At 73.1% G+C, this 21688-nt stretch carries 23 protein-coding genes; 11 read left to right on the top strand and 12 right to left on the bottom strand.

Going from position 1 to position 21688, the window contains the following annotated elements; translation table 11 throughout:
- Positions 1-26 precede the first annotated feature (26 nt).
- Positions 27-707, bottom strand: a complete 681-nt coding sequence (locus tag FKN01_RS16300; protein WP_018519642.1) for a response regulator transcription factor — start codon at positions 705-707, stop codon at positions 27-29.
- Positions 704-1978: a cell wall metabolism sensor histidine kinase WalK gene (locus FKN01_RS16305; RefSeq protein WP_143621006.1), complete on the bottom strand. Its 1275-nt coding sequence runs from the start codon at positions 1976-1978 to the stop codon at positions 704-706. The genes FKN01_RS16300 and FKN01_RS16305 overlap by 4 nt, the downstream gene beginning before the upstream one ends.
- A gap of 208 nt (positions 1979-2186) precedes the next feature.
- On the opposite strand from FKN01_RS16305, the gene phoU reads away from it, so the two are divergent.
- Both phoU and FKN01_RS32560 read left to right on the top strand, forming a co-directional pair.
- Positions 2187-2864: a phosphate signaling complex protein PhoU gene (gene phoU, locus FKN01_RS16310; RefSeq protein WP_143621008.1), complete on the top strand. Its 678-nt coding sequence runs from the start codon at positions 2187-2189 to the stop codon at positions 2862-2864.
- A gap of 210 nt (positions 2865-3074) precedes the next feature.
- Complete coding sequence (locus tag FKN01_RS32560; protein WP_185992863.1) at positions 3075-3224, top strand: hypothetical protein; 150 nt, start codon at positions 3075-3077, stop codon at positions 3222-3224.
- Between the two features lie 19 nt (positions 3225-3243).
- Here the strand turns inward: FKN01_RS32560 and FKN01_RS16315 are convergent, their stop codons facing one another.
- Positions 3244-4548: an MFS transporter gene (locus tag FKN01_RS16315; protein WP_143621010.1), complete on the bottom strand. Its 1305-nt coding sequence runs from the start codon at positions 4546-4548 to the stop codon at positions 3244-3246.
- 199 nt (positions 4549-4747) lie between these two features.
- Between FKN01_RS16315 and FKN01_RS16320 the strand changes: the two genes are divergently transcribed.
- From FKN01_RS16320 to FKN01_RS16330, 3 genes are all read left to right on the top strand, one after another.
- Positions 4748-5509 (top strand): phosphoglyceromutase, encoded by a 762-nt coding sequence (locus FKN01_RS16320; RefSeq protein ID WP_143621012.1) that lies wholly within the window; start codon positions 4748-4750, stop codon positions 5507-5509.
- Positions 5510-5764: 255 nt separating this feature from the next.
- Positions 5765-6013 carry a hypothetical protein gene (locus FKN01_RS16325; RefSeq protein ID WP_143621014.1) on the top strand — a complete coding sequence of 83 codons (249 nt, stop codon included), beginning with the start codon at positions 5765-5767 and terminating at the stop codon, positions 6011-6013.
- Entirely contained in the window at positions 6010-6252 is a 243-nt protein-coding gene (locus FKN01_RS16330) for a hypothetical protein (protein ID WP_143621016.1), read from the top strand. Before FKN01_RS16325 ends, FKN01_RS16330 begins: the two co-directional genes overlap by 4 nt.
- 7 nt (positions 6253-6259) lie before the next feature.
- Here FKN01_RS16330 and FKN01_RS16335 read toward each other — a convergent pair whose 3' ends face one another.
- A complete protein-coding gene (locus FKN01_RS16335; protein WP_143621018.1) occupies positions 6260-7060 on the bottom strand; it encodes a hypothetical protein in 801 nt (266 codons plus the stop codon).
- Positions 7061-7257: 197 nt separating this feature from the next.
- Here FKN01_RS16335 and FKN01_RS16340 point away from each other — a divergent pair, with 197 nt between their 5' ends.
- Positions 7258-8265, top strand: coding sequence for a phosphotransferase family protein (locus tag FKN01_RS16340; RefSeq protein WP_143621020.1), 1008 nt, complete (start codon positions 7258-7260; stop codon positions 8263-8265).
- Positions 8266-8272: 7 nt separating this feature from the next.
- Here the strand turns inward: FKN01_RS16340 and FKN01_RS16345 are convergent, their stop codons facing one another.
- Both FKN01_RS16345 and mshA read right to left on the bottom strand, forming a co-directional pair.
- On the bottom strand, positions 8273-8797 hold the full coding sequence (locus FKN01_RS16345; protein ID WP_143621021.1) for a YbjN domain-containing protein: 525 nt from the start codon (positions 8795-8797) through the stop codon (positions 8273-8275).
- A gap of 94 nt (positions 8798-8891) precedes the next feature.
- Positions 8892-10250 (bottom strand): D-inositol-3-phosphate glycosyltransferase, encoded by a 1359-nt coding sequence (mshA, locus tag FKN01_RS16350; RefSeq protein ID WP_143621023.1) that lies wholly within the window; start codon positions 10248-10250, stop codon positions 8892-8894.
- A gap of 209 nt (positions 10251-10459) precedes the next feature.
- Between mshA and FKN01_RS16355 the strand changes: the two genes are divergently transcribed.
- From FKN01_RS16355 to FKN01_RS16365, 3 genes are all read left to right on the top strand, one after another.
- Entirely contained in the window at positions 10460-11239 is a 780-nt protein-coding gene (locus tag FKN01_RS16355; protein WP_143621025.1) for a class I SAM-dependent methyltransferase, read from the top strand.
- Between the two features lie 309 nt (positions 11240-11548).
- Positions 11549-12601 carry a C40 family peptidase gene (locus FKN01_RS16360; protein ID WP_143621027.1) on the top strand — a complete coding sequence of 351 codons (1053 nt, stop codon included), beginning with the start codon at positions 11549-11551 and terminating at the stop codon, positions 12599-12601.
- Positions 12602-13772: 1171 nt separating this feature from the next.
- Positions 13773-15110 (top strand): PP2C family protein-serine/threonine phosphatase, encoded by a 1338-nt coding sequence (locus FKN01_RS16365; protein ID WP_143621029.1) that lies wholly within the window; start codon positions 13773-13775, stop codon positions 15108-15110.
- On the opposite strand, the gene FKN01_RS16370 is transcribed toward FKN01_RS16365, so the two are convergent.
- The 3 genes from FKN01_RS16370 to FKN01_RS16380 form a co-directional block, all read right to left on the bottom strand.
- Entirely contained in the window at positions 15092-15427 is a 336-nt protein-coding gene (locus FKN01_RS16370) for a DUF2516 family protein (RefSeq protein ID WP_073964919.1), read from the bottom strand. The two genes, FKN01_RS16365 and FKN01_RS16370, sit on opposite strands and share 19 nt — an antisense overlap.
- Before the next feature lie 116 nt (positions 15428-15543).
- The gene (locus tag FKN01_RS16375) at positions 15544-16221 is read right to left on the bottom strand and encodes a hypothetical protein (RefSeq protein ID WP_143621032.1); all 678 of its coding nucleotides are present in this window, start codon (positions 16219-16221) and stop codon (positions 15544-15546) included.
- Positions 16222-16271: 50 nt separating this feature from the next.
- Positions 16272-16679: a helix-turn-helix domain-containing protein gene (locus FKN01_RS16380; protein ID WP_143621034.1), complete on the bottom strand. Its 408-nt coding sequence runs from the start codon at positions 16677-16679 to the stop codon at positions 16272-16274.
- A gap of 126 nt (positions 16680-16805) precedes the next feature.
- Between FKN01_RS16380 and FKN01_RS16385 the strand changes: the two genes are divergently transcribed.
- Entirely contained in the window at positions 16806-17507 is a 702-nt protein-coding gene (locus FKN01_RS16385; protein WP_143621036.1) for an N-acyl homoserine lactonase family protein, read from the top strand.
- Positions 17508-18109: 602 nt separating this feature from the next.
- On the opposite strand, the gene FKN01_RS16395 is transcribed toward FKN01_RS16385, so the two are convergent.
- The 3 genes from FKN01_RS16395 to FKN01_RS16405 all read right to left on the bottom strand — a co-directional run bounded on the left by FKN01_RS16395 (position 18110) and on the right by FKN01_RS16405 (position 21103).
- Entirely contained in the window at positions 18110-19363 is a 1254-nt protein-coding gene (locus FKN01_RS16395) for a GNAT family N-acetyltransferase (RefSeq protein WP_143621038.1), read from the bottom strand.
- Between the two features lie 73 nt (positions 19364-19436).
- Positions 19437-20423, bottom strand: a complete 987-nt coding sequence (locus tag FKN01_RS16400; protein ID WP_143621040.1) for an asparaginase — start codon at positions 20421-20423, stop codon at positions 19437-19439.
- 50 nt (positions 20424-20473) lie between these two features.
- A complete protein-coding gene (locus FKN01_RS16405) occupies positions 20474-21103 on the bottom strand; it encodes an ABC transporter substrate-binding protein (protein WP_185992864.1) in 630 nt (209 codons plus the stop codon).
- A gap of 118 nt (positions 21104-21221) precedes the next feature.
- Here FKN01_RS16405 and dtd point away from each other — a divergent pair, with 118 nt between their 5' ends.
- Positions 21222-21671 carry a D-aminoacyl-tRNA deacylase gene (gene dtd, locus FKN01_RS16410; protein ID WP_143621042.1) on the top strand — a complete coding sequence of 150 codons (450 nt, stop codon included), beginning with the start codon at positions 21222-21224 and terminating at the stop codon, positions 21669-21671.
- Positions 21672-21688: the final 17 nt, after the last annotated feature.

The raw sequence follows: 21688 nt of genomic DNA on the forward strand, positions 1-21688 counted from the left end.
CGGCCATGTCATGCCCACGGGCCGGCTTACGGCTCGAACTTGTACCCGAGGCCCCGCACCGTCACCAGGAACCTGGGCGCGCCCGGGTCAGGCTCGATCTTGGCGCGCAGCCGCTTCACGTGGACGTCGAGGGTCTTGGTGTCGCCCACGTAGTCCGCGCCCCAGACCCGGTCGATGAGCTGCATCCGGGTCAGCACCCGGCCCGCGTTGCGCAGCAGCATCTCCAGCAGGTCGAACTCCTTCAGCGGCAGGTCGACCTTGCCGCCGGAGACCGTGACGACGTGCCGGTCGACGTCCATGCGGACCGGTCCGGCCTCCAGGGCGGCGGGGGCGACCTCCTCGGGCTCGCCGCGGCGGCGCAGGACGGCACGGATGCGAGCGACGAGCTCGCGGGAGGAGAAGGGCTTGGTGACGTAGTCGTCGGCCCCTATCTCCAGGCCGACGACCTTGTCGATCTCGCTGTCCTTGGCGGTCACCATGATCACGGGCACGTTGGAGCGGCTGCGCAGCTGGCGGCAGACCTCGGTGCCGGGGAGTCCGGGCAGCATCAGGTCGAGCAGCACGAGGTCGGCGCCGTTGCGCTCGAACTCGTCCAGGCCGTCGGGTCCGGTGGCCGCGATCGCGACCTCGAAGCCTTCCTTGCGGAGCATGTAGGACAGGACGTCGCTGAAGGATTCCTCATCCTCGACGACAAGCACTCGGGTCACGGAAGGGCCTCCGGGGAAGGGAACGAATCGAAGGAGTCGGGAGCGGCGTCCGGGTCGGACGCCTCGTCGCCGTTGACGATGAGCGGGCCGCCGGACGCACGGTCCCGGCCGCGTGCGGAGCCCGCTTCGGGCAGCCGCAGGGTGAAGGTGGAGCCCTGTCCCTCCGAGCTCCACACGGTGACCTCCCCGCCGTGCGAGGCGGCCACGTGTTTGACGATGGCCAGGCCGAGGCCCGTACCACCGGTGGCACGCGAGCGGGCCGGGTCGACGCGGTAGAAGCGTTCGAAGACCCGTTCCCGGTCCTTCTCGGAGATGCCGATGCCCTGGTCGGTCACGGCGATCTCGATCTCGTCCCCGCCGGGCACGACCACGCGGCGGGCGGCGATGCCGACGCGGGTGCGGGCGGGACTGTAGTTGACGGCGTTCTCGACCAAGTTGCCGAGGGCCGCGGCGAGCTGGCCGCGGTTTCCCCATATCCGCAGGTCGGCGGTGCCGCCGGCGGCCATCGTGATCTGCTTGGAGCCGGCCTGCTGGCGGCAGCGGTCGATGGCCTCGGCGACCAGCTCGTCCACGCGGACCGGCTCGGCGTCCTCCAGCGGGTCGTCGTTCTGCACCCGGGAGAGGTCGATCAGCTCCTGCACGAGATTGGTGAGCCGGGTCGCCTCGATCTGCATGCGGCGGGCGAAGTGCTCGACGGCCTCCTGGTCGTCGGAGGCGTCGAGCACGGCCTCCGACAGCAGGGAGAGCGCGCCGGTCGGGGTCTTGAGCTCGTGGCTGACGTTGGCGACGAAGTCGCGCCGGACCGCCTCTATGCGGCGGGCCTCGGTGAGGTCCTCCACGAGCAGCAGCACCAGCCGGGAGCCGAGCGGGGCGACCCGCGCGGAGACCGCCAGGGCCTCGCCCCGGCCCGTGCCGCGGCGCGGGAGGTCCAGTTCGACCTGCCGTATCTCGCCGTCCCGGCGGGTGTCCCGCGCCATGTTGAGCATCGGCTCGACGGCGAGGCGGCCGCCCCGGACGAGCCCCAGCGCGTACGCCGCGGAGCTGGCCTTGACGACGCTGTCGCTCTCGTCCAGCACCACCGCGGAGGAGCTGAGCACGGACAGGACCGTGTCGACGCCCGGGGGCAGCGGGGCACCGCTGTCGGGCCGCAGGGAGGTGCGCGTCGGCTTCTTCTGGTCGCGCTCGCTCCAGCGGAACGCCAGCATGGCGATCACGCCGGTACCGACCCCGGCGATCGCGGCAGCTGCGGCGACCGCCGCGTTCACGTCCATGTCCCCAGGTTATGCGGCACCTCCGACACTCTCCCAGCCGTCCGATGCCCTCCACGGCCACTCGTCGCCCAGAGTTCACCGAGGGGCTAGGGCTGGTTCACTTGGCCGGTCGGAATCCGACGCGTACGCCCGTCACGGTGGTGCCGTGGGGTTCGGAGCCGGACGTCGGCGGGCCCCGGCCTCGGTCAAGGACTGGAGAGGGACACCCATGCGTGACGCGTACCACGAGGAACTCGACTCGATCGGCGAGGGCCTGGTCGAGATGGCCCGGCTCGTCGGCTCGGCGATAGGCCGGGCGACGACGGCGATGCTCGACGCCGACCTGAAGCTGGCGGAGTCGGTGATCGCCGCCGACCAGAAGGTGGACGACCTCCAGCACGAGCTGGAGGCGCGGGCCATCGCGCTCCTGGCCCGGCAGCAGCCGGTGGCGACCGATCTGCGGATCGTGGTGACCTCGCTGCGGATGAGCGCGGACCTGGAGCGCTCGGGCGACCTCGCCCAGCACGTCGCCAAGCTGGCCCGGCTGCGCTTCCCGCAGTCCGCGGTCCCGCACGACCTGCACGCCACCATCCTGGAGATGGGCCAGCTCGCGCAGCGCCTGATGGCGAAGGCGGCGGAGGTGATCGTCACCAAGGACGTCGACCTCGCGCTCCAGCTGGAGCAGGACGACGACGAGATGGACCTGCTGCACCGCACGCTGTTCCAGCACCTGATGGACGACCGCTGGAAGCACGGCATCGAGACGGCCGTCGACGTGACGCTGCTCGGCCGCTACTACGAGCGGTTCGCCGACCACGCGGTGTCGGTGGCGAAGCGCGTGGTCTACCTGGTGACGGGTGAGCACGCGGACGAGATCCAGCAGCCCGGGCCGGTCGAAGGGGCTTAGAAGGGCACCGGCGCGGGAAAGGCGGGGCGCTCGGCGGCCCGGCGCACGCCCGCGCGCACGGCTCGTACACACGTTCCTGCACATGTGCGCCGTTGATGCGCCCGTCCGGGTGGGCATGCAATGGGACGGGGCGGCACGACGTGTCCGTACGCCCCGGTCGCGGGCCCCTCGGTGGGCGTGCGGCCCTGTCGTACGCCTTGAGGAGGAACCATGGCCGATTCCCCCATGACCGAACCGGAGCGGGAGGCCCCCGCCGAGGTGGTGCCGCTGACCGTCCTGGGCGCCTGCGGCTGCGGCTCGGGCTGCGGGTGCGGCTGCCAGTCCGGGGCGCCGTGCCAGTGCGGGGGCTGCTCCGGCTGACGCCGCCGGGCCGTACGGGTCACGAGGGCGACGCCTCCGCCTTCGTGACCCGCGCCCCGGTCCGCGGCGCCGGTGCGGCGGTCTCCGCCGCCGCCGTCTCCGCCGCCGGCAGGGTCCGCATGAGCAGCCAGTAGCCGGCGGCGGCCACGGTGCCCAGGACGGCGGTGGTCGCCCACAGCCAGCCGGCGCCGAAGTGGTCGATGACCACACCGGACATCAGCGGGGCGATGAGCGCGGCGGCCGACCAGGACAGGGTGTACATGCCCTGGTAGCGGCCCCTGCCGTGGGCCGGGGAGAGCTGGACGACCAGGCCGTTCTGCACGGGCGCGTTGATGATCTCGGCGACCGTCCACACGCTGATGGTCAGCGCGTAGACCCCGACGGAACCGGCGAAGGCGGTCAGCCCGAAGCCGTACCCCGCGAGCAGCGAGGAGGCGACGAGCAGCCGGCGCGGGTCGCGGCTCTGGATGAACCGGGTGACGGGGATCTGGAGCACGACGATGAGGACGCCGTTGACGGCGATCGCCGTACCGAAGTCGGAGCTGCTGAGCCCGTCGGCGCCCATGGCCACCGGCAGGCCCACGTAACCCTGCTGGAAGATCAGCGCGATGACGAACGACAGGCCGACGACGCCCATGAACCGTCCGTCGCGCAGCACGGTGGAGAGCCGTACGCCGTCGTCGGCCGGCACGCCGCCGGGCACGGCCGGTGCCGAGCGCTCCGGACGGGATTCCGGCACCTTCAGGAAGACGACGACCGCGCAGACGAGGGTCATCGCGGCCTCGCCCACGAAGCCCGCGAGATAGCTGTACTCGGCGACGAACCCGGCGCCGGCGGAGGAGACCGCGAAGCCGAGGTTGATGGCCCAGTAGTTGAGCGAGAAGGCCCTCACCCGGTCCTTCGCGGGGACGATGTCGGCGATCATCGCCTGGACCGCCGGGCGCGAGGCGTTGCTCGCCATGCCGACGACGAAGGCGACCCCGGCGATGGCCACCGGATGCGTCATGAAGCCGAGCACGGCGACCGCGGCGGCGGTGGAGAGCTGCGCGGCGAGCATGGTGGGCCGGCGCCCGACGCGGTCGGTCAGCACCCCGGCCCCGAGTGACGAGACGACCCCGCCGAGCCCGTGGAGGGCGGCGACGAGACCGGCGTACGAGGCGGAGTAGCCGCGGTCCAGGGTCAGATACAGGGCCATGAAGGTGGCGACGAACCCGCCCAGGCGGTTGACCAGGGTGCTGGTCCACAGCCACCAGAACTCCCTGGGGAGCCCGGAGACGGTTTCCCGGGTGGCACGCGTGGCCCGTCCGAGACCGGTGGCAGACATACGGGTTCCCCCCAGGGACGTACGGCGGATGGGACCGGGGGAGTAAGTGGCCCACCGGCGATCCGAACATTACGAATCCGCGAGGCCCGCCTGCCACTCAATTGACACGCGCCGTCAAACGTCAAAAGGCCCCCTCCGGCCCTGTCCGCTCTGTGACCGGCCGCGCGCGGCTCGGACGGGTTCGATTACGCTCGGGCTCATGGCCGACGCACCGTACAAGCTGATCCTCCTCCGCCACGGCGAGAGCGAGTGGAACGCGAAGAACCTGTTCACCGGATGGGTGGACGTCAACCTCACCGAGAAGGGCGAGAAGGAGGCGGTCCGCGGCGGTGAGCTGCTGAAGGACGCCGGCCTGCTCCCCGACGTGCTGCACACCTCCCTCCAGAAGCGCGCCATCCGCACCGCCCAGCTCGCGCTGGAGGCCGCGGACCGCCACTGGATTCCCGTACACCGCTCCTGGCGCCTGAACGAGCGCCACTACGGCGCGCTCCAGGGCAAGGACAAGGCCCAGACGCTCGCCGAGTTCGGCGAGGAGCAGTTCATGCTCTGGCGCCGCTCGTACGACACCCCGCCGCCCGCCCTCGAGGACGGCACCGAGTTCTCCCAGAGCGACGACGCGCGCTACGCGACGATCCCGCCGGAGCTGCGCCCGCGCACGGAGTGCCTGAAGGACGTCGTCACGCGCATGCTGCCGTACTGGTACGACGGCATCGTCCCGGACCTCCTGACCGGCCGCACGGTCCTGGTGGCCGCCCACGGCAACAGCCTCCGCGCCCTGGTCAAGCACCTCGACGGCATCTCCGACGCCGACATCGCGGGCCTGAACATCCCCACGGGCATCCCGCTCACCTACGAACTCGACGCGGACTTCCGCCCCCTGAACCCGGGCGGCACCTACCTCGACCCGGACGCCGCGAAGGCGGCCATCGAGGCCGTGAAGAACCAGGGCAAGAAGAAGTAACGACTGCCCCGAGAAGGCCCCCGCCCTGCACGGTCAGGCGGGGGCCTTCGCGCGTTACGGAGCCGTCCACGGGCGCAGCCGGCTCCGGCCCTCCACTCCGGAGCACCGCGGCGGCGGTCTGCGCCCCGTGCGGGGACGGTGCCGCGAGCACCACGGCCGGCGCTCGGCGGGCAGCCCGGGCCCCGTAGCGGAAGTGACGCGCGTCACCCCGCCCCGTACCCTGGGCCCCATGCGGGGAAGAGCGGGAGGGCGGTTATGGGTGAGCCGTTGAAGACCTTTGTCGGGGGTGCCGAGGTCGAGGTGCCCAACAGCATTCCGGCGATCCGGGACGCGTTGCCGGAGGGGCGGCGGGCGGAGTTCGAGCGGGCCATCAATGAGGCCGGGGTGCATGAGATCCAGGCCGTGATGCGGCACTGGATGCTGGAGGCCGTGCCCGATCCGGAGGCCGAGCGAATCCTGGACCGGCTGGCGCAGGACGAGGCCGAGAGGCGGAGCGTCGCTTGAGCTTCCGGATCTCCTACGCGCCGCCCGCCGACGACACCCTTGCCAAGATGACGGACGGTGAAACATTCCGGGACGAGATGGCGGCGACCCTGGGGCACGAGCCGTACGGGCACGGGTCGACCGCCGTCAAGGGGGAGCACGATCGCCGGGAGGCGACGGTCGCCGGGGCGATCGTGCTCTATTACGTCTCCGGGTCGGTCCTGACCGTCACCGTCGTACGGCTCGTTCCGCTTCCCTGACGGGAGGTCAGGCGAGCTTCTTCGCCTGCGCGTCGATCACCGCGGTCGGCAGGTCGAAGTCCTCGCCGGAGCCCGCGGCCGCGAGGTTCATCGAGCTGAGCGTGGCGAGCGTCGCGCCCTTGCGCAGCGCGGTGAGCTTGAGGGAGTTCTTCTCGCCGTCCGACTCCACGGTCACCGTCCAGGCCGCCGCCTCGTCGCCGCCCTCGACCTGCTCCTCCGCGATCTTGACGACCTTCTGCTTGTCACCGGCGACGGTGAACGTGAAGCCGCCCGCGCAGTCCGTCGCGGCGGTGCGCAGCGCGGCCAGCGTCTCCTCGGCGCCCTTGCCGTCGTACGAGGCGAGCGTGGTCATCGTGGTCGTGATGTCGAAGGCGGCCTTGAACGCCTCCTCGGGGTCGGTGGTGTCCTCGTCCGCGCCCTTCTTCGGCACGCTGGCCACCTTGCGCTGCGTGGCGGCGGCGGGCGAACCGGCCTTGGCCCCCATCAGCACGTCGCCGATGACGTCACAGGACTCCTTGTCCGCGGTCACGTCCTTGGCGTCGATCAGGTCGGCCGGACCGGCCTTGGTGATCTTGTGGTCCTTGACGTCGCCCTGCGCCAGCGAGACCTTCTCCAGCTCGGCGGCGGACAGCGCCTTCGCGGGGGCCTCCGCGCCCTTGTCGGCGCCCTTCTCCGACGGCTGGGCCGAGGAGCCGGCCGCCTTGCCGCTGTCCGTGTCGTCGCCGTCCGAACCGCAGGCGGCGGTGAACAGTGCCAAGGACATCACGGTGGCGGCAACGGCGGTACGGCGTATGACAGTGGGTCGCATGGCCCGTCCTTCTGCTCAAAGTGTTTCGCCCGCACGCGAGCAGCCCCGTCGGGTTCGGCGCGGCTGGAATGGGGGTGCGTGGGGGTGAGCCAACTCTATGAGTCCGCTGTGGTTTGGCAATCCTTTACTTTGGGCAACGCACGTGATCGTGACGACGTCGTGATCACTTCGCGCACACCGTTCAGGGGGAGCTCGCCGTGCCGATCGATTCCGTTCTCTCCGGCGTCCTCGGCGCGTTGGGCATATCGCCCGGCCTGGTCGCCTCTCGCGAACCGCTCACCGGGGGCACGTACAACGCCGTCAGCCGCGTCCGGCTGACGGACGGGCGGGACTGGGTGGTGAAGGCGCCTCCGCCGGGCGCCGGGGACTGCCTGTCCTACGAACACGGCCTGCTGGTCAACGAGGTGACGTTCTACCGGGCCGCCGCCGGGGAGCCCGCCGTGCCCCTCGTCGTCCACGCCGAGCTCGGTCCGGCCGCCCCCACCGGCCCGTACGTGGTCATGTCCGCCCGCCCCGGCCGCCCCTGGCACGAGCTGACCGGCGCCATGGCCGACGGCGAGGAGGCGCGGCTGCGCACCGAGCTCGGGCGGGTCGTCGGCCGGCTGCACGGCGCGCCCGCGCCGGGCGGCTTCGGCTACCCCTCGCAGGCGCTCGGTCCGCTCGCGCCCACCTGGCGACAGGCGTTCACGACGATGACGGACGCGGTCCTGGCCGACGCGCGGACCTACACGGCCCGGCTCCCCCGTGAGGTCGCGGAGATCCGCGACACGCTCGCCGCCGCCTCGTACGTGCTGGACGACGTGACCCGGCCGGCCCTGGTCCACTTCGACCTGTGGCAGGGGAACATCCTGGTCACGGGGGCGCCGGGCGCACGGCGGGTGGGCGGGGTCATCGACGGGGAAAGGATGTTCTGGGGCGACCCGGTCGCCGATTTCGTGTCGCTCGCTCTGCTGGGCGACATCGAGGACGACAAGGATTTCCTCGCCGGTTACGGGGAAGAGGCGCCGGGCGGGCCCGTGGAGTTCGACCGCTCGCTGCGGCTGCGGCTCGCGCTCTACCGGGCCTACCTGTACCTGATCATGCTGGTGGAGACCGTTCCGCGCGCCACGGCCGGGGAACAGCTGGAGTGGACCTGGAACGAGGTCGCACCCCGGCTGGCGGCCACACTCGACGAGATCCGGTCGGCGACGCGCGTGCAGGGGTGACGGGCGGTCAGTCCGCCGGGCGCTGGGTGAGGTGCGCGAAGGCTTCGAGATTACGGGTGGACTCGCCGCGCGAGACCCGCCAGGCGTATTCCTTGCGGATCGCGGTCGCGAAGCCGATCTCCAGCAGGGAGTTGAAGGCCCCGTCCGCCGCCTCCAGCACGGAGCCGAGCAGCCGGTCCACCTCGTCGGGCGTCACCACGGACAGCGGCAGCTTCCCGGTGAGGTAGATGTCCCCGAGCCGGTCGATCGCGTAACTCACCCCGAACAGGCGCAGGTTCCGTTCCAGCAGCCAGCGGTGCACCGCCGCGTCGTTCTCGTCGGGGTGCCGGATGACGAAGGCGTTGAGGGAGAGGCTGTGCGCGCCGACGATCAGTGAGCAGGTGGTGGCCAGCTTGCGGGTGCCGGGGAGCTGGACGACGTAACTGCCCGGTGCGGGGCTCTCCCAGTCGAGCCCGGCGTCGGCGAAGCTCGCTTCGAGGACCTGGGCGGCCCGGGTGGCCTCGTTCTTCGCCGGTACGGGTGCGTCAGCCATGTTTCGAGCGTACGTCAGGCGGCAAAGGCGCGCGGCCGGGGTGGGTGCCGCGGGCGTTACGCGGTGGAGCCCGGCGGGTACGGCCCGGTCACGCTCAACGCGCGCGGGCCCGCCTGCGGTGTTCCTGAACGGCCGCCGTGTACACCTCCGCGGTGGCGGCGGCCGCCGTGTCCCAGCCGAACCGCTGCGCGTGCTCCGCCGCCGCCCCGCCCATCCGGGCGACCAGCTCCGGCGCCCCCGCGAACCGCTCCAGCGCCTGGGCGTAGGCCGCCGGGTCGTGCCCGGGTATCAGGAAGCCGCTGACCCCGTCGCGCACGGCCACCGGGAGGCCGCCCACGGCCGCCGCGACGACCGGCGTCCCGGCCGCCTGGGCCTCGACCGCGACGAGCCCGAAGGACTCGCTGTACGAGGGCATGACCAGCACGGACGCGGCCCGGAACCAGTCGGCGAGCTGGTCCTGCCCGACCGGCGGATGGAACCGCACGACGTCCGCGATGCCCAGCCGGGCGGCGAGCTTCTGCAGCCCTTCCGGCTTCGCGAGGCCGCTGCCGCTGGGGCCGCCGACGACGGGCACCAGGATCCGGGACCGCAGCGAGGGGTCCCGGTCGAGCAGCACGGCGACCGCCCGCAGCAGCACGTCGGGCGCCTTCAGCGGCTGTATGCGGCCCGCGAAGAGGGGGATCAGGGCGTCCTGGGGAAGGCCGAGGCGGGCCCGGGCGGCGGCCCGGCCGTCGCCCGGGCGGAAGCGGTCGAGGTTGACGCCGGGGTGGACGACGGCGACGGCCCGCGGGTCGGCGTCGTAGAACCGGACGAGTTCACCGGCCTCCTCCGCGGTGTTGGCGATCAGCCGGTCGGCGGCGTCCACGATCTGGGTCTCACCGATGACCCGGGCGGCGGGCTCGGGGGTGTCGCCCTCGGCGAGCGCGGCGTTCTTCACCTTGGCCATGGTGTGCATGGCGTGCACGAGGGGAACGCCCCAGCGTTGCGCGGCCAGCCAGCCCACGTGTCCGGAGAGCCAGTAATGGGAATGGACGAGGTCGTAGTAGCCGGGACGCTGACCGGCCCACGCCTGCATCACCCCGTGCGTGAAGGCACAGAGCTGCGCCGGCAGCTCCTCCTTGGCCAGACCCTCGTACGGCCCCGCGTCGACGTGCCGCACGAGGACGCCGGGCGCCAGGTCAACGGCGGACGGCAGCCCGCCGGTGGTGGAGCGGGTGAAGATCTCGACCTCGATGTTGATCGCGGCGAGCCGCTTGGCCAGCTCCACGATGTACACGTTCATCCCGCCGGCGTCGCCCGTCCCCGGCTGGTGCAGCGGGGAGGTGTGCACGGAGAGCATCGCGATGCGGCGGGGCCTGCGGTGACCGGCGGTGAAGGAGCCGGTGAGACCTGCGGGGAACCTGCGACGCGGTGCGCCACGGCTGCTGCCGAGCCGAGAGACGTACTGGGTCACGTCGTCCGTCCTCCTCGCTGGGCCCCGGCGCCCGCACGGTTCACGGCATGGCACCGAAGGGGCGCACGGTCCCTTCGAAGGTGGGGAACAGCGGAATACCTCCTTTCATTTCCGCTTTGCCAAATCATTACGGTGCGGACGCGGGGCCCTCCCGGTGGCTTCCCGCCCGCCCGGCGCCCGTCTCCGCCCGGATCGTTACGCTCTGTGTCATGCGCCCGATCGGCACCGCGACGCGCGGGACCACCCATCCGAACCGGCTGCGCCGCATGGACCGCTGGATCGCCGCCACGCACGGCCCCGCCCTGCGCCGCGCCGACACCCCCGTCGCCGTCGACCTCGGTTACGGGGCGGCCCCCTGGACCGCCGTCGAGCTGCTGGAGCGCCTGCGCACCGCGGAACCACGCACGGCGGTGGTCGGCATCGAGATCTCCCCGGAGCGGGTCGCCGCCGCGCAGCCGTACGCGCGCGAGGGCCTGACCTTCCGGCACGGCGGCTTCGAGATCGCGTTGCCGGAGCGGCCCGCCCTGATCCGGGCGGCGAATGTGCTGCGCCAGTACGACGAGGGCGAGGTGGCCGGCGTCTGGCAGCGGCTGTGCGAGCGGCTGGCGGCGGACGGGCTGCTGGTGGAGGGCACCTGCGACGAGATCGGGCGCCGGCACGTGTGGGTGGCGCTGGGGCCGGAGGGGCCGCGCACGGTGACCTTCGCGACCCGGCTCGGCTCGCTGGACCGGCCGTCCGATCTGGCCGAACGGCTGCCGAAGGCGCTGATCCACCGCAATGTCCCGGGTGAGCGGGTGCACGCGTTCCTCCGCGATTTCGACCGGGCGTGGGCGGCCGCGGCGCCCTACGCCTCGCTGGGGGCCCGGCAGCGCTGGATCACGGCGGTGCGGGCGCTCTCGGGCGACTGGCCGCTGGCGGACGGGGTGCGCCGGTGGCGCCAGGGCGAGGTCACGGTGGCGTGGGAGGCACTGGAGCCCCGGGGATGGTGAGGGGGCGCACTCGGGCGGCGTGGGCGCGCGCCCTGGTTCATCCGGAATTCACCCCCGGAGCGGGAACGGCGGGCGGGCATCGTTCGTCGGAGTGAGTGGAACCGGGGGGCGCGGGGCGTCGGGGTGGCGGGGAGTGACGGAATAGCGGAGTGCCGCCCGAAGGCCGGAGTGTGTCTGCCTCTGTTGCTTTTCAGTACGGCATGGCACGATCTGGTCGACACAACATGTTACTGACGGTTAATCAGCTAGTCGATCCATCAGATCGCTGGCGCTGCTCGAACAGTTGGGTACTGCTCGGAGGGGGAGCTTGTGTACCGACGCCACTGTGCCGCCGCCGCGATGACTCTGGTCTGCGCGCTGGCGGTCCTCGCCTCGCCGGTCCAGGCATTCGCCGCACCGACACCGACAGGCAGCGCCGATTCCGGCGGGAAGAGCCTGGAAGAGGTGCGCGCGGAGATCGACGAGCTGTACCTGAAGGCGGGCGCCGCCACGGACGCGTACAACCTCGCCGAGGAGAAGGCCAGGAAGCAGTCGGGCGAGCTGGTCGAGCTGGCCCAGTCGATAGTCGAGGGCCAGGCGAAGATCGCCGCCCTCAAGAACCGGGCCGGCGCCCAGGCCCGCGAGGAGTACCGCAACGCCGGCCTCCCGCCGGGCGCGCGGCTCATGCTCAGCGGCGACCCCCAGCTCTTCCTGGACGGCATCAGCCGCACGCGCCAGGGCCAGCAGGCCACCAAGGGGCTCCTGGAGCAGCTGACCAGGACCCAGCAGGACCTGGAGACCTACACCAAGGACGCCAGCACCAACTGGACCAAGCTGGAAGCCAACCGGGTCAAGCAGGCCAAGGCCAAGAAGAAGATCAACTCGCAGATAGCGGCGGCGAAGAAGCTGGAGTCCCAGCTGGAGAAGGAGGAGCGCGCCCGGCTCCTCGAAATGGAGCGGGAGGCTGCGCGGCAGGCGCAGAGCGCGTGGCTCGACTCCGGCGCGCTGCGGGAGATCAACCGGGACGCCAGTCCGCTCGGCAAGAAGGCGGTGGCCTTCGCGACCGAGCAGATCGGCAAGCCGTACGTGTGGGGAGCGGAGGGTCCCGCGTCGTACGACTGCTCCGGACTCACGTCCCAGGCATGGGCGGCGGCGGGCCGCCCGATCCCGCGCACCTCGCAGGAGCAGTGGCGGCTGCTCCCGCACATCCCGATCAAGGACATGCGCCCCGGCGACCTGATCATCTACCACGCCGACGCCACCCACGTCGGCATGTACGTGGGCAACGGCCAGATCGTCCACGCCCCACGCCCCGGCCGCGATGTCACCCTGGCGGGCGCGGGCTCCATGCAGATACTCGGCGTGGTCCGCCCCGACGCGTAGTCCTTGGGCGGACGGCAGTCGGGGGGCGCACCCGCGGTGTCCTCGGGCGGACGACGGGGGCAGGGCACGCCCTGTGGGGGCCGACGCGGGCAGACCCCGACGCGTAGTCCTTGGGCGGACGGCAGTCGGGGGCGCGCCCGCGGTGTCCTCGGGCGGACGGCGGGGGCAGGGCACGCCCTGTGGGGGCCGACGCGGGCAGACCCCGCTGCGGACGCGGTGGTGCGTCGCCGAGCCCGACGCGCTTGCCCGGCGGGACGCCTGGCACGGGTGGGCGCAGCGCACACGCCCCGGGGCGCCCTCCGCTGACTTGCGCGCGGGTACGCGGCCCAGTAGTGCGGGGCGGCGCCACCACCGGGCCGTTGCGGGCCGCGCGCCACGGCGCCGCCGGGCCGCCCGCCGTCACCCCGCACCGGCGGACACGGCCCGGTACGCGGGGCCCGGTACGCGGGACCCGATGCGCGTCCGGTGCGTGGCCTGGCGGGGCCCGGTGAGCGCGGCCCGGGTGCGCGTCCCCACCGGCACGCCCCCGTGCGCAGCCCGGCCCGGCGGGCACGCCCCCGCGCGCGGCCCCACCGGCACGCCCCCGTGCGCTGCCCGGCACGCGGCCCCACCGGCACAACCCAGCCCGGCGGGGCGCTCCCCCGGGCGCGGCCCGGTACGCGGCCCCACCGGCACGACCCAGCGCCCAGCCCAGCCCGGCGGGCACACCCCCGCGCGCGACCCGGCACGCGATCCGGCGGCACGACCCAGCGCCCAGCCCAGCCCGGCAGGCACACCCCCGCGCGCGACCCGGCACGCGATCCGGCGGCACGACCCAGTGCCCAGCCCGGCCCGGGGGCGCGCCCCCGGGGCGCGGCCCGGTTCGCGGTCCGGCGGCCGGGGGCCGGGCCGGGGCCTCGGCGGGGACGTGTCCGCGTAGCGGGCCACCGTGAGGCGGGCCACTGCGCGTGGCCCCGGCGGCGTGAGCTTTGTCATGTCGGGATCGGCCGCTCCAACGCGGCCCACCGTGCCTGATCCGTGGTGGGACGCGGCTTATGGCGGTGCATATGCCCGGCACCACGGGCGGGTCGCCATTCCGTTCCCGTGGTCCGTACCGCTATGGTCCCCGTCTGGCGGGTCGTCGATCGGCGCCCCTCCGTGCCCTCGGGGGGAGGGAAGGAAACCCGAACCGATGCCCGTACCCGTACCGCAGCCGTGTTCCGCGCCCGCTGCGGAGAACAGCTCCGGCGCCGGCCTCACCCTCCTCGTGATCGAGGACGACCCGGCGGGCACCTTCACCGCCCCGGAGCTCTCCGCCGCGGCCGGTGCCCGGGTCCGTATCCGTGCCGCCCGGAACCTCACCGAGGCGGGCCGGCTCCTCACCGACGACGTGGACTGCATCCTGCTGGACCTGGCCCTGCCGGCCGGTGCCGAGGCGCGGGGCGACGGGGAGGGCGAGGAGGACGGGCTCGCCACGCTCAAGCACGTGCTGCGTATCGCGCCCCGGCACGCCGTACTCGCCCTCACGGCGGAGGACGACGCCGAGCTGGCCGCCGAGGCGGTCCGGGTGGGGGCGCAGGACTACCTCTTCCGCGGCGAGCTGGACAGCAGGCTGCTGAGCCGGGCCATCCGTTACGCCGTCGAACGCAAACGGGCCGACGTCGCACAGCACCAGCTCACCGAGTCCCGGCTGCGCGCCCAGGAGAACGCCCGGCTGGAACGCGGGCTGCTGCCGACCCCGCTCCTCAACGGCTCCGACCTGCGCTTCGCGGCGCGCTACCGCCCCGGCCGCAGCCGCGCGCTGCTCGGCGGGGACTTCTACGACACGGTCCGCACCCCGGACGGCACGGTGCACGCGATGATCGGCGACGTGTGCGGCCACGGCCCGGACGAGGCGGCGCTCGGCGTGGAACTCCGCATAGCGTGGCGTGCGTTGACGCTGGCGGGGCTGTGCGGCGACGAGCTGCTGTCCACGCTCCAGGAGGTCCTGGAGCACGAGCGGGAGAGCGAGGAGATCTTCGCGACGCTCTGCACGGTGGACATCGCCCCGGACGGACGCCGCGCGGGCCTGTGCCTGGCCGGGCACCCGGCTCCGCTGATCGCCCGGCACGGACGGGCGGCGCAGCTGCTCCCGTACGAGGACGGCGGACCGGCCCTGGGGCTGCTGCCGCGTGCGCGGTGGCCGCGTCGGCAGGTCGAGCTGGGCGGCTCGTGGAGCCTGATGATGTACACGGACGGCCTCATCGAGGGCCGCGTCGGCGACGGCACCCAGCGCCTCGGCCAGGACGGCATGGTGGCGATGGTCAACCGCCAGCTCGCCGAGGGGCTGACCGGCGAGGAGCTGCTGGAAGCGGCGGTCACCCAGGTGCGAGAGCTGAACGGCGGCGAGCTGACGGACGACGTCGCGGTCCTGCTGCTCGACCGCGACCAGGACACCGCCCGGCACCGGGCTGCCGGCGGCGCGCGGAGCGTGAACATCCCGCGCCCGCGCCCGGGCTCGCCGGCAGGGGCTCAGCGCCCGCCGTTGTAGGGGCCGTACGGGCCGTCGCTGCTGGAGCCGCCGCGTCGGCGGCCACCGCCGGTGACGGCCTTGAGGGCGGGCCGTACGTCCACGAAGAAGACGATGGTGGCGATCAGCCCGGCGAGCTGGAGGAAGAGCCACGGAACCCAGAGGTTCACCGCCACCGCGACACCGAGGATGATCAGCCAGAAGGACTTCTTCTGCTTGTCCGCGGCGCGATAGGCGTCCTCGCGGACCATCAGGGCCATGACCAGAGCGACCACGGCGAGGACGAGCATGGCCGTGTAGAGCAGCCCGAGGAACGAGTTGAAGCCTTCGAGCAACATGATGTGCACCGCCTAGTCAGTGGAAAGCGCCTCGCGGCCAAGGTACCGGGACAACGAACGGGCCACCCGGAATGTGCCCACCCGCCGCCCCGGCACACCTGCCGGAGGCACCGGTGCTACTTGCCGGAGGGCGGGGTGGTCTTCTTCGCGGCGGGCTTCCGCGCCGGCGCCTTCTTGGCGGCGGCCGGCTTCGCGGCGGCGGGCTTCGGCTTGGCGGCGGCGGCCGGCTTGGCCGCGGTGGCGGGCTTCACGTCGGCCGGCTTCGCGGCGGGAGCGGCCTTCGCGGGAGCGGCCTTCGCGGGAGCAGCCGGCTTCGGGGCCGCGGCCGGCTCGGACTCCTTGCGCGGCTCCACGACGACGGCGATCTCTACGATCTCGTCGGCGGTCTCGCCCCGCCACGTCCGCACGGTGCGCTCGCCGCGCTCGGCGACCTTCTCGTACGTCTCGCGGGCCCGTACGGCGTACTCGGCGGCCATGCCCACCCCGCGCAACGCCAGGTCCTGGGCGTTCTCGCCGAGCTTCTTCAGGTCGGTGTCGAAGGCGCCGATCACCTCGGTGACCTTGGCCTGAAGGACGGCCTGCGCCTCCCGGGCCTGCTCGGTGACCTTCTCCTGCACCGCCTTGGGGTCGGTGTTGCGTACGGCCTCGATCCGCTCCGGGGCCTCGGCCCGCAGCTGTTCGAGCAGCGCGGGCACCTTGCGGGCCTGGCGGACGGCGAGGTCGGCGGTGCCGGCGGCGAAGTAGAGGGGGGTCGGGTCGGTGAGGGTCTTGCGCAGGTCATCGGTGATGGCCATGACTGTGGTCCTCCCGGATCATCAGACTGGGTGTGAGGGTGACGGAGCTCTCAACCTGTATCGGCAGCACTGCCGTCGGCATTGAAGGAGGCGTCCGCGCCGGACTCGTCGTCCAACCCGTTCTCCTTGCGGAAGGAGGCGTAGATCTGGAGCAGCACGCTCTTCTGGCGCTCGTTGATCGACGGATCGGCGAGGATCACCGCCCGCGTCTCCAGCTCGTCCTGCTGCCGCTCGTCCAGAATCCCGGCCCGTACGTACAGGGTCTCGGCGGAGATGCGCAGCGCTTTGGCGACCTGCTGCAACACCTCGGCGCTCGGCTTGCGCAGCCCGCGCTCGATCTGGCTGAGGTAGGGGTTGGACACGCCGGCGGCATCCGCGAGCTGCCGCAAGGAGAGCTGCGCGCTACGACGCTGCTCCCGCAGGTACTCGCCGAGATTGCCGACGTTGAGTGAGGCCATGCCCCGATGCTGCCCCGCCTTGCTAACTTTTGCAAGCGGCTGCTTGCAAAAGTGTTCCCATCCACACTTGGTTCCGCTTCCGGCGAAGCGGGTCAATGCCGGGCGGCAGGCTGCCAGGATGGGTGGATGGGGAACATGTCGGTGCGTCGGCTCGACCTCGGGTACTTCGTCCGGCCCGCCGCGGAGACGGACGGTCCGCTGCCGCGCGTCGAGCCCGTCCTCGCCTACCTGGTCCGGCACGACAACGGGCTGATCCTCTTCGATACCGGCATCGGTGACGCGGGGCCAGAGACCGAGGCGCACTACCGGCCCCGGCGACGTCCGTTACAGGAGGCCCTGTCGGCATCCGGTGTGGCCCTCGACGACATCTCCCTGGTCGTCAACTGCCATTTGCACTTCGACCACTGCGGCGGCAATCCCCTCCTGCGCGGCAAGCCCGTCCTGGTCCAGGACGTCGAGCTGGCTACCGCCCGCGCGGGCGACTACACCGTCGACGCGCTGATCGATTTCCCCGGCGCGGTCTACGAGGAGGTCACCGGTGAAGTCGAGGTCCGGCCGGGGATCTGGGTCGTTCCCACGCCCGGGCACACCGAAGGGCATCAGTCACTGGTGCTTCGGCAGAGCGACGGCACGGTGGTCCTCGCCGGACAGGCGCACGACTTCGCCTCCGGCTTCGCGTCCGACCAGCTGGCGCGCCAGGCGGCTCTGGGAGGCGTGGAGCCGCCGCTTCCGCCGTACCGGCCCTGGCTGGACCGGCTGGCCGCATTCGACCCGCGCCGCGTGCTCTTCGCCCACGACTGCTCCGTCTGGGAGCCGGCCCGGTCCTGAGCGCGCTGAGGGGCCGGGCGGTCTCCTCCTCAGCCGCGCACCCCGAGGAACCCGGTCACCCCCGCCCCGAATGCCTCCGCGTCATCCGCCCACGGATACCGCCCCGCCCCCGGCCGCACGAAGGGCGCGGCGAGGGCCTTGCGGGTGGCCGGCGGATCGAACGCCCCCCTCGGCGCCGAAGAGGGCGACGGGCTCAGGGGCGCCGGGGCGGGCCCCGGGGCGCGGGCTCGCCGGACCGGCGGGCTTCCCCGCGGCCTGCCGGCAGCGCACACTCGCCGACCCGACGAAGCGGGCCGGACCGGCGTCCTGCAGCACGCCGAACAAAGCGACGGGCGCCGGGGCGCGCCGTCGATGTGGGCTCGCCGGACCGGTGATGCGGGCCGCGCCGGCGTCCTACGGGCGAGGCGTTCCGGGTGACCGCCCATGACGCGTACGACGAGATCCGGGCGCAGGCGGACCGGCGGGCGTCGACGGTCTCGCCCGGCGGCGCGTGGCGCCCCGCGTCGGCGGCGCCCCGCAGCCAGCGGCCCCGGAGGGCGTTCCTCCGCTGGTGCGCGCGGCCTTTCCCCGCCGGGCCCGGCCGCAACCACGCGGAGCCGCCCTCAGAACACGTCCGGGCACCACGCCCGCCGCGCCGCCCGGAACACCGGGTCCGCCGTCGCCGCCGCGCCCGGGGTCAGCTCCTCCACCCGGCCCAGGGCCGCCAGCCGCAGGACCGATTCGTCACCGAGCCAGAGCGTCCCCAGCTCCCGGACGTCCATCGCCAGGTCCGCCGAGCGCGTCGTCGGCGCGCAGGTGGCGCCGTCCGGCGTGGCGTCCAGGTGGAAGCGGCCGGCCGCGTAGCCCGCCGTGTCCCGGATCTCCAGGACCAGCGACCCGGGCACCGCGTAGGTGCGGGTCTCCAGGGCGCGTACGACGTCCAGGACGCGCACCCACAGGAAGTCCGCCTGGGTCACCACACGCGCCGCGCGCGGGTCCGGGAGCAGGAGCGGGAGGAGGTCGTCGGCCGGGCGGTTGCCGGACCGGATGGTGGAGATCCAGTCCACCGAGCAGAGGAAGTGCCACAGCGCACGCTCGGCCGCCGGGGTCACCGCGATCATGTCGCGGACCGTCGCGCCGTTCAGCGGCTGCTTGGCGTCGCCCCAGTTGTCGTCGGCGCGGTAGACCAGCAGGCCGTCCACCGTGCCGCCGGGTCCCCGGTACACGGCGTAGAAGGGCTCGGTCCAGACGGCGAACTGGACGGCCGCCTCGCCGGTGAGCTGTTCCCACCAGCGCTCGTCGCGGTCCACCACTCCGTGCCGGGAGGCCCGCAGCCGCTCGTGCAGGGCGGGGCCGACCCGGCGGACCTCCGCGCCGTCCACCAGGTCGATCCGGCCGCCGTCCCCGTCCGCCGGGACCCGGCGGTGCGGGTCGAGGCCCGTGCGGTGGACGTCGATCTCCCAATGCGTCGTCCAGGCCGCCGGACCGAAGCCGTACCGCCCGTAGATCGGGTACTCGGCGGCGATCAGCGTCGCCGCCACGTCGCCGCGCTCCTTCGCCGCCGCCAGGTCGGCGGCCATCATCCTGGTCAGCAGGCCCCGCCTGCGATGCGTGGCGGAGACCGTGACGTTGGTGATCGCGTCGGTCGGCACGCGGGCGCCGCCCACCATCGTCAGCTCCTGCGCGAGCGAGCGGAACGTCGCCACGCACCGCCCGCCGTCGAACGCCCCCCGGGTGCGGGAGAAGTCCATGTGGCTCCGGCGCCCGGCCACCTGCTCGTCGGTGGGCGTCGGCGCCCGCAGGAATCCGGTGTTGAGGGCACGCAGCCAGTCGGGGAGTTCGGACGGGGCGATGAGGCGGATGTCGAGGTCGGTCATGCGCCTCACGCTAGGGAGCACGGTGCGGGATGTCGCATGGTTTTGCCGCCCGTACGCGGGGAACGGCGAGGCCTCAGAAGGCCGCCCGGATCTCCCCCACCTCCGCGCCGCCGCCCAGCAGCGGCGCCCGGCCGATCCGCCCGACCACCGGCGCGTCGATCCCGAGCAGCCCCAGCGCCCGGGCCAGGACCGGGCCCAGCGCCCGGGTCGAGCCGTCGTCGATCTTGAAGGCCAGCGCCCGGCCGTCCGCCAGGGCCACCGCCTGCACGGCCTCCGCGCCCATCTTCGACAGCGTGCCGGGCACCTCGCGCATCAGCCAGGTGTCGGGGCGCCGGGTGCCCGCCACGTACTCCGGGTGTGCCCGCATCGCGTCCGCCACCCGGCGCTCCGCCGTACCCGGCTCCGCCAGGACGAAACCGCGGAACGCGCGCGCCAGGCCCACCAGCGAGACCGCCATCAGCGGCGCCCCGCAGCCGTCCGTGCCGACGGCGGCGACCTGCTCGCCCGCCGCCTCCTCCACGACCTGGTGCACCAGCCGCTGGAGAGGGTGCGCGGGGTCCAGGTAGCCGGTCATGTCCCAGCCGTTGTGCGCGCAGGCGGCGAGCATGGCCGCGTGCTTGCCGGAGCAGTTCATCGTGACGCGCTCGCGGACGTGGCCGGCGGCGAGATACGTCTCGGCCTCCACCGCGTCCAGCGGCAGGTCCGGCGGGGTCCGCAGGTCCTCGGGCGACAGCCCGTGCTCGGTGAGCATCTTGCGTACGAGGTCGAGGTGGAAGCCCTCGCCGGAATGGCTCGCGGCGGCCAGCGCCAGCCGCTCCCCCGACAGGTCGAGCCCGGCCCGCAGCACCGCCGCCGCCTGCATCGGCTTGTTCGAGGAGCGCGGGAAGACCGGCGCCCCCGGGTCGCCCAGGGACAGCTCCACGCTGCCGTCGGCGGCCAGCACGACCAGTGAGCCGCGGTGGTGGCCCTCGGTGAAGCCGGACCGCACGACCTTTGCCAGCACGGGCAGGCCGGGGGCCGGGTCGGATATGGCAGGGGTGCGGGCTGCGCTGGAGGTCATGGTGGCCTTCCGGGGACGGGAGGGACCCGCCCGTCCCCGGAGGGATCGCCTCAGGCGAGCAGGTCGTCTACGTGTGCTTCCCCGTCACGGTACCTGCGGGCGATCTCCGCGCCGCAACCGTCCGCCGCACGCTGGAGCCGGTGCCGGCGTCGGGAAACCTGCTGTTCGTAGCGGACCAGGCGCCCCATCGCGGTGTGCAGCTCTTCGTCCGTCCGGGCGTCCAGGTCCGACAATTCGATCTCGGCCAGCGTCTCGGCGGCGAGCTTGCGGTACTCGTCGCTGCGCGGCGTGGACAGCGTGACGTGCCGGGCGGACGCGCGCTGCGGGGACGGGGCGTCGGCGAGGATCTCCGACAGCCGGTCCACCACCGGCGACTCCGGGCCCCGGCGCCGGGCCAGCTCGGCCCTCAGGATGTCGATCCGCCCCTGCACGAGCCGCCGCACATAGCTGAGGTCGGCCTCGTCGCGCTGGGCGTCGCGGCGCAGGGCGCGCAGCTCCGGCAGGCGCAGGGCGGCCAGCTCCGCCCGGGCCGGGCCGTCGCCGGCGTCGTCGCCCTGCCCGGTCCGCTGTACGGGCGGGCGCATGGTGCTGATGTTCGTACCGCTGCCCGTGCTGCTGCTGACACCGGGGCGCGCGACCGGCACTGCGCCCGGGGACTGCCCGGTTCCATGGGTGCTCATGCTTGTGTCCATCCCCTCGACCCGGTGCGTCGGCGCACCGCCTCCCGAGCATCGTGCCACCCCGAGGGGCCTTCTGAGGTTGCTCTGTACCCGTTCGGCCCAAGATAGGTTGGTCTGTATGCGTGCAGTGGTACAGAGGGTGGATGGTGCGAGCGTCACGGTGGCGGACGCCGCGGACGGCGACGGCGGTTCCCGCGTCGTCGGAGAGATAACCGGCGAGGGGCTGTGTGTGCTGGTGGGGGTGACCCACGAGGACACCCCCGAGAAGGCGGCGCAGCTCGCCCGCAAGCTCTGGTCGGTCCGCATCCTGGAGGGCGAGAAGTCCTGCTCCGACGTGAATGCGCCGCTTCTGGTGATTTCGCAGTTCACCCTCTACGGGGACGCCCGGAAGGGCCGCCGCCCCACCTGGAACGCCGCCGCGCCCGGCGAGGTCGCCGAGCCGCTGGTGGACGAGGTGGTGGCCCGGCTGCGGGCGCTCGGGGCGACGGTGGAGACGGGCCGGTTCGGGGCGGACATGCGCGTCTCGCTCACCAACCACGGCCCGTTCACCGTCATCATCGAGGTCTGAGCCCCGTACCCGAGGCC

The sequence above is a fragment of the Streptomyces sp. 130 genome, from assembly GCF_007096885.1.
GTDB lineage: Bacteria > Actinomycetota > Actinomycetes > Streptomycetales > Streptomycetaceae > Streptomyces.

Coding starts and splice junctions, on each gene's coding strand:
- FKN01_RS16305 (WP_143621006.1), bottom strand. CDS start 1,978: ATGGACGTGAACGCGGCGGTCGCCGCAGCTGCCGCGATCGCCGGGGTC.
- phoU (WP_143621008.1), top strand. CDS start 2,187: ATGCGTGACGCGTACCACGAGGAACTCGACTCGATCGGCGAGGGCCTG.
- FKN01_RS32560 (WP_185992863.1), top strand. CDS start 3,075: ATGGCCGATTCCCCCATGACCGAACCGGAGCGGGAGGCCCCCGCCGAG.
- FKN01_RS16315 (WP_143621010.1), bottom strand. CDS start 4,548: ATGTCTGCCACCGGTCTCGGACGGGCCACGCGTGCCACCCGGGAAACC.
- FKN01_RS16320 (WP_143621012.1), top strand. CDS start 4,748: ATGGCCGACGCACCGTACAAGCTGATCCTCCTCCGCCACGGCGAGAGC.
- FKN01_RS16325 (WP_143621014.1), top strand. CDS start 5,765: ATGGGTGAGCCGTTGAAGACCTTTGTCGGGGGTGCCGAGGTCGAGGTG.
- FKN01_RS16335 (WP_143621018.1), bottom strand. CDS start 7,060: ATGCGACCCACTGTCATACGCCGTACCGCCGTTGCCGCCACCGTGATG.
- FKN01_RS16345 (WP_143621021.1), bottom strand. CDS start 8,797: ATGGCTGACGCACCCGTACCGGCGAAGAACGAGGCCACCCGGGCCGCC.
- FKN01_RS16355 (WP_143621025.1), top strand. CDS start 10,460: ATGCGCCCGATCGGCACCGCGACGCGCGGGACCACCCATCCGAACCGG.
- FKN01_RS16365 (WP_143621029.1), top strand. CDS start 13,773: ATGCCCGTACCCGTACCGCAGCCGTGTTCCGCGCCCGCTGCGGAGAAC.
- FKN01_RS16370 (WP_073964919.1), bottom strand. CDS start 15,427: ATGTTGCTCGAAGGCTTCAACTCGTTCCTCGGGCTGCTCTACACGGCC.
- FKN01_RS16375 (WP_143621032.1), bottom strand. CDS start 16,221: ATGGCCATCACCGATGACCTGCGCAAGACCCTCACCGACCCGACCCCC.
- FKN01_RS16380 (WP_143621034.1), bottom strand. CDS start 16,679: ATGGCCTCACTCAACGTCGGCAATCTCGGCGAGTACCTGCGGGAGCAG.
- FKN01_RS16385 (WP_143621036.1), top strand. CDS start 16,806: ATGGGGAACATGTCGGTGCGTCGGCTCGACCTCGGGTACTTCGTCCGG.
- FKN01_RS16395 (WP_143621038.1), bottom strand. CDS start 19,363: ATGACCGACCTCGACATCCGCCTCATCGCCCCGTCCGAACTCCCCGAC.
- FKN01_RS16400 (WP_143621040.1), bottom strand. CDS start 20,423: ATGACCTCCAGCGCAGCCCGCACCCCTGCCATATCCGACCCGGCCCCC.
- FKN01_RS16405 (WP_185992864.1), bottom strand. CDS start 21,103: ATGAGCACCCATGGAACCGGGCAGTCCCCGGGCGCAGTGCCGGTCGCG.
- dtd (WP_143621042.1), top strand. CDS start 21,222: ATGCGTGCAGTGGTACAGAGGGTGGATGGTGCGAGCGTCACGGTGGCG.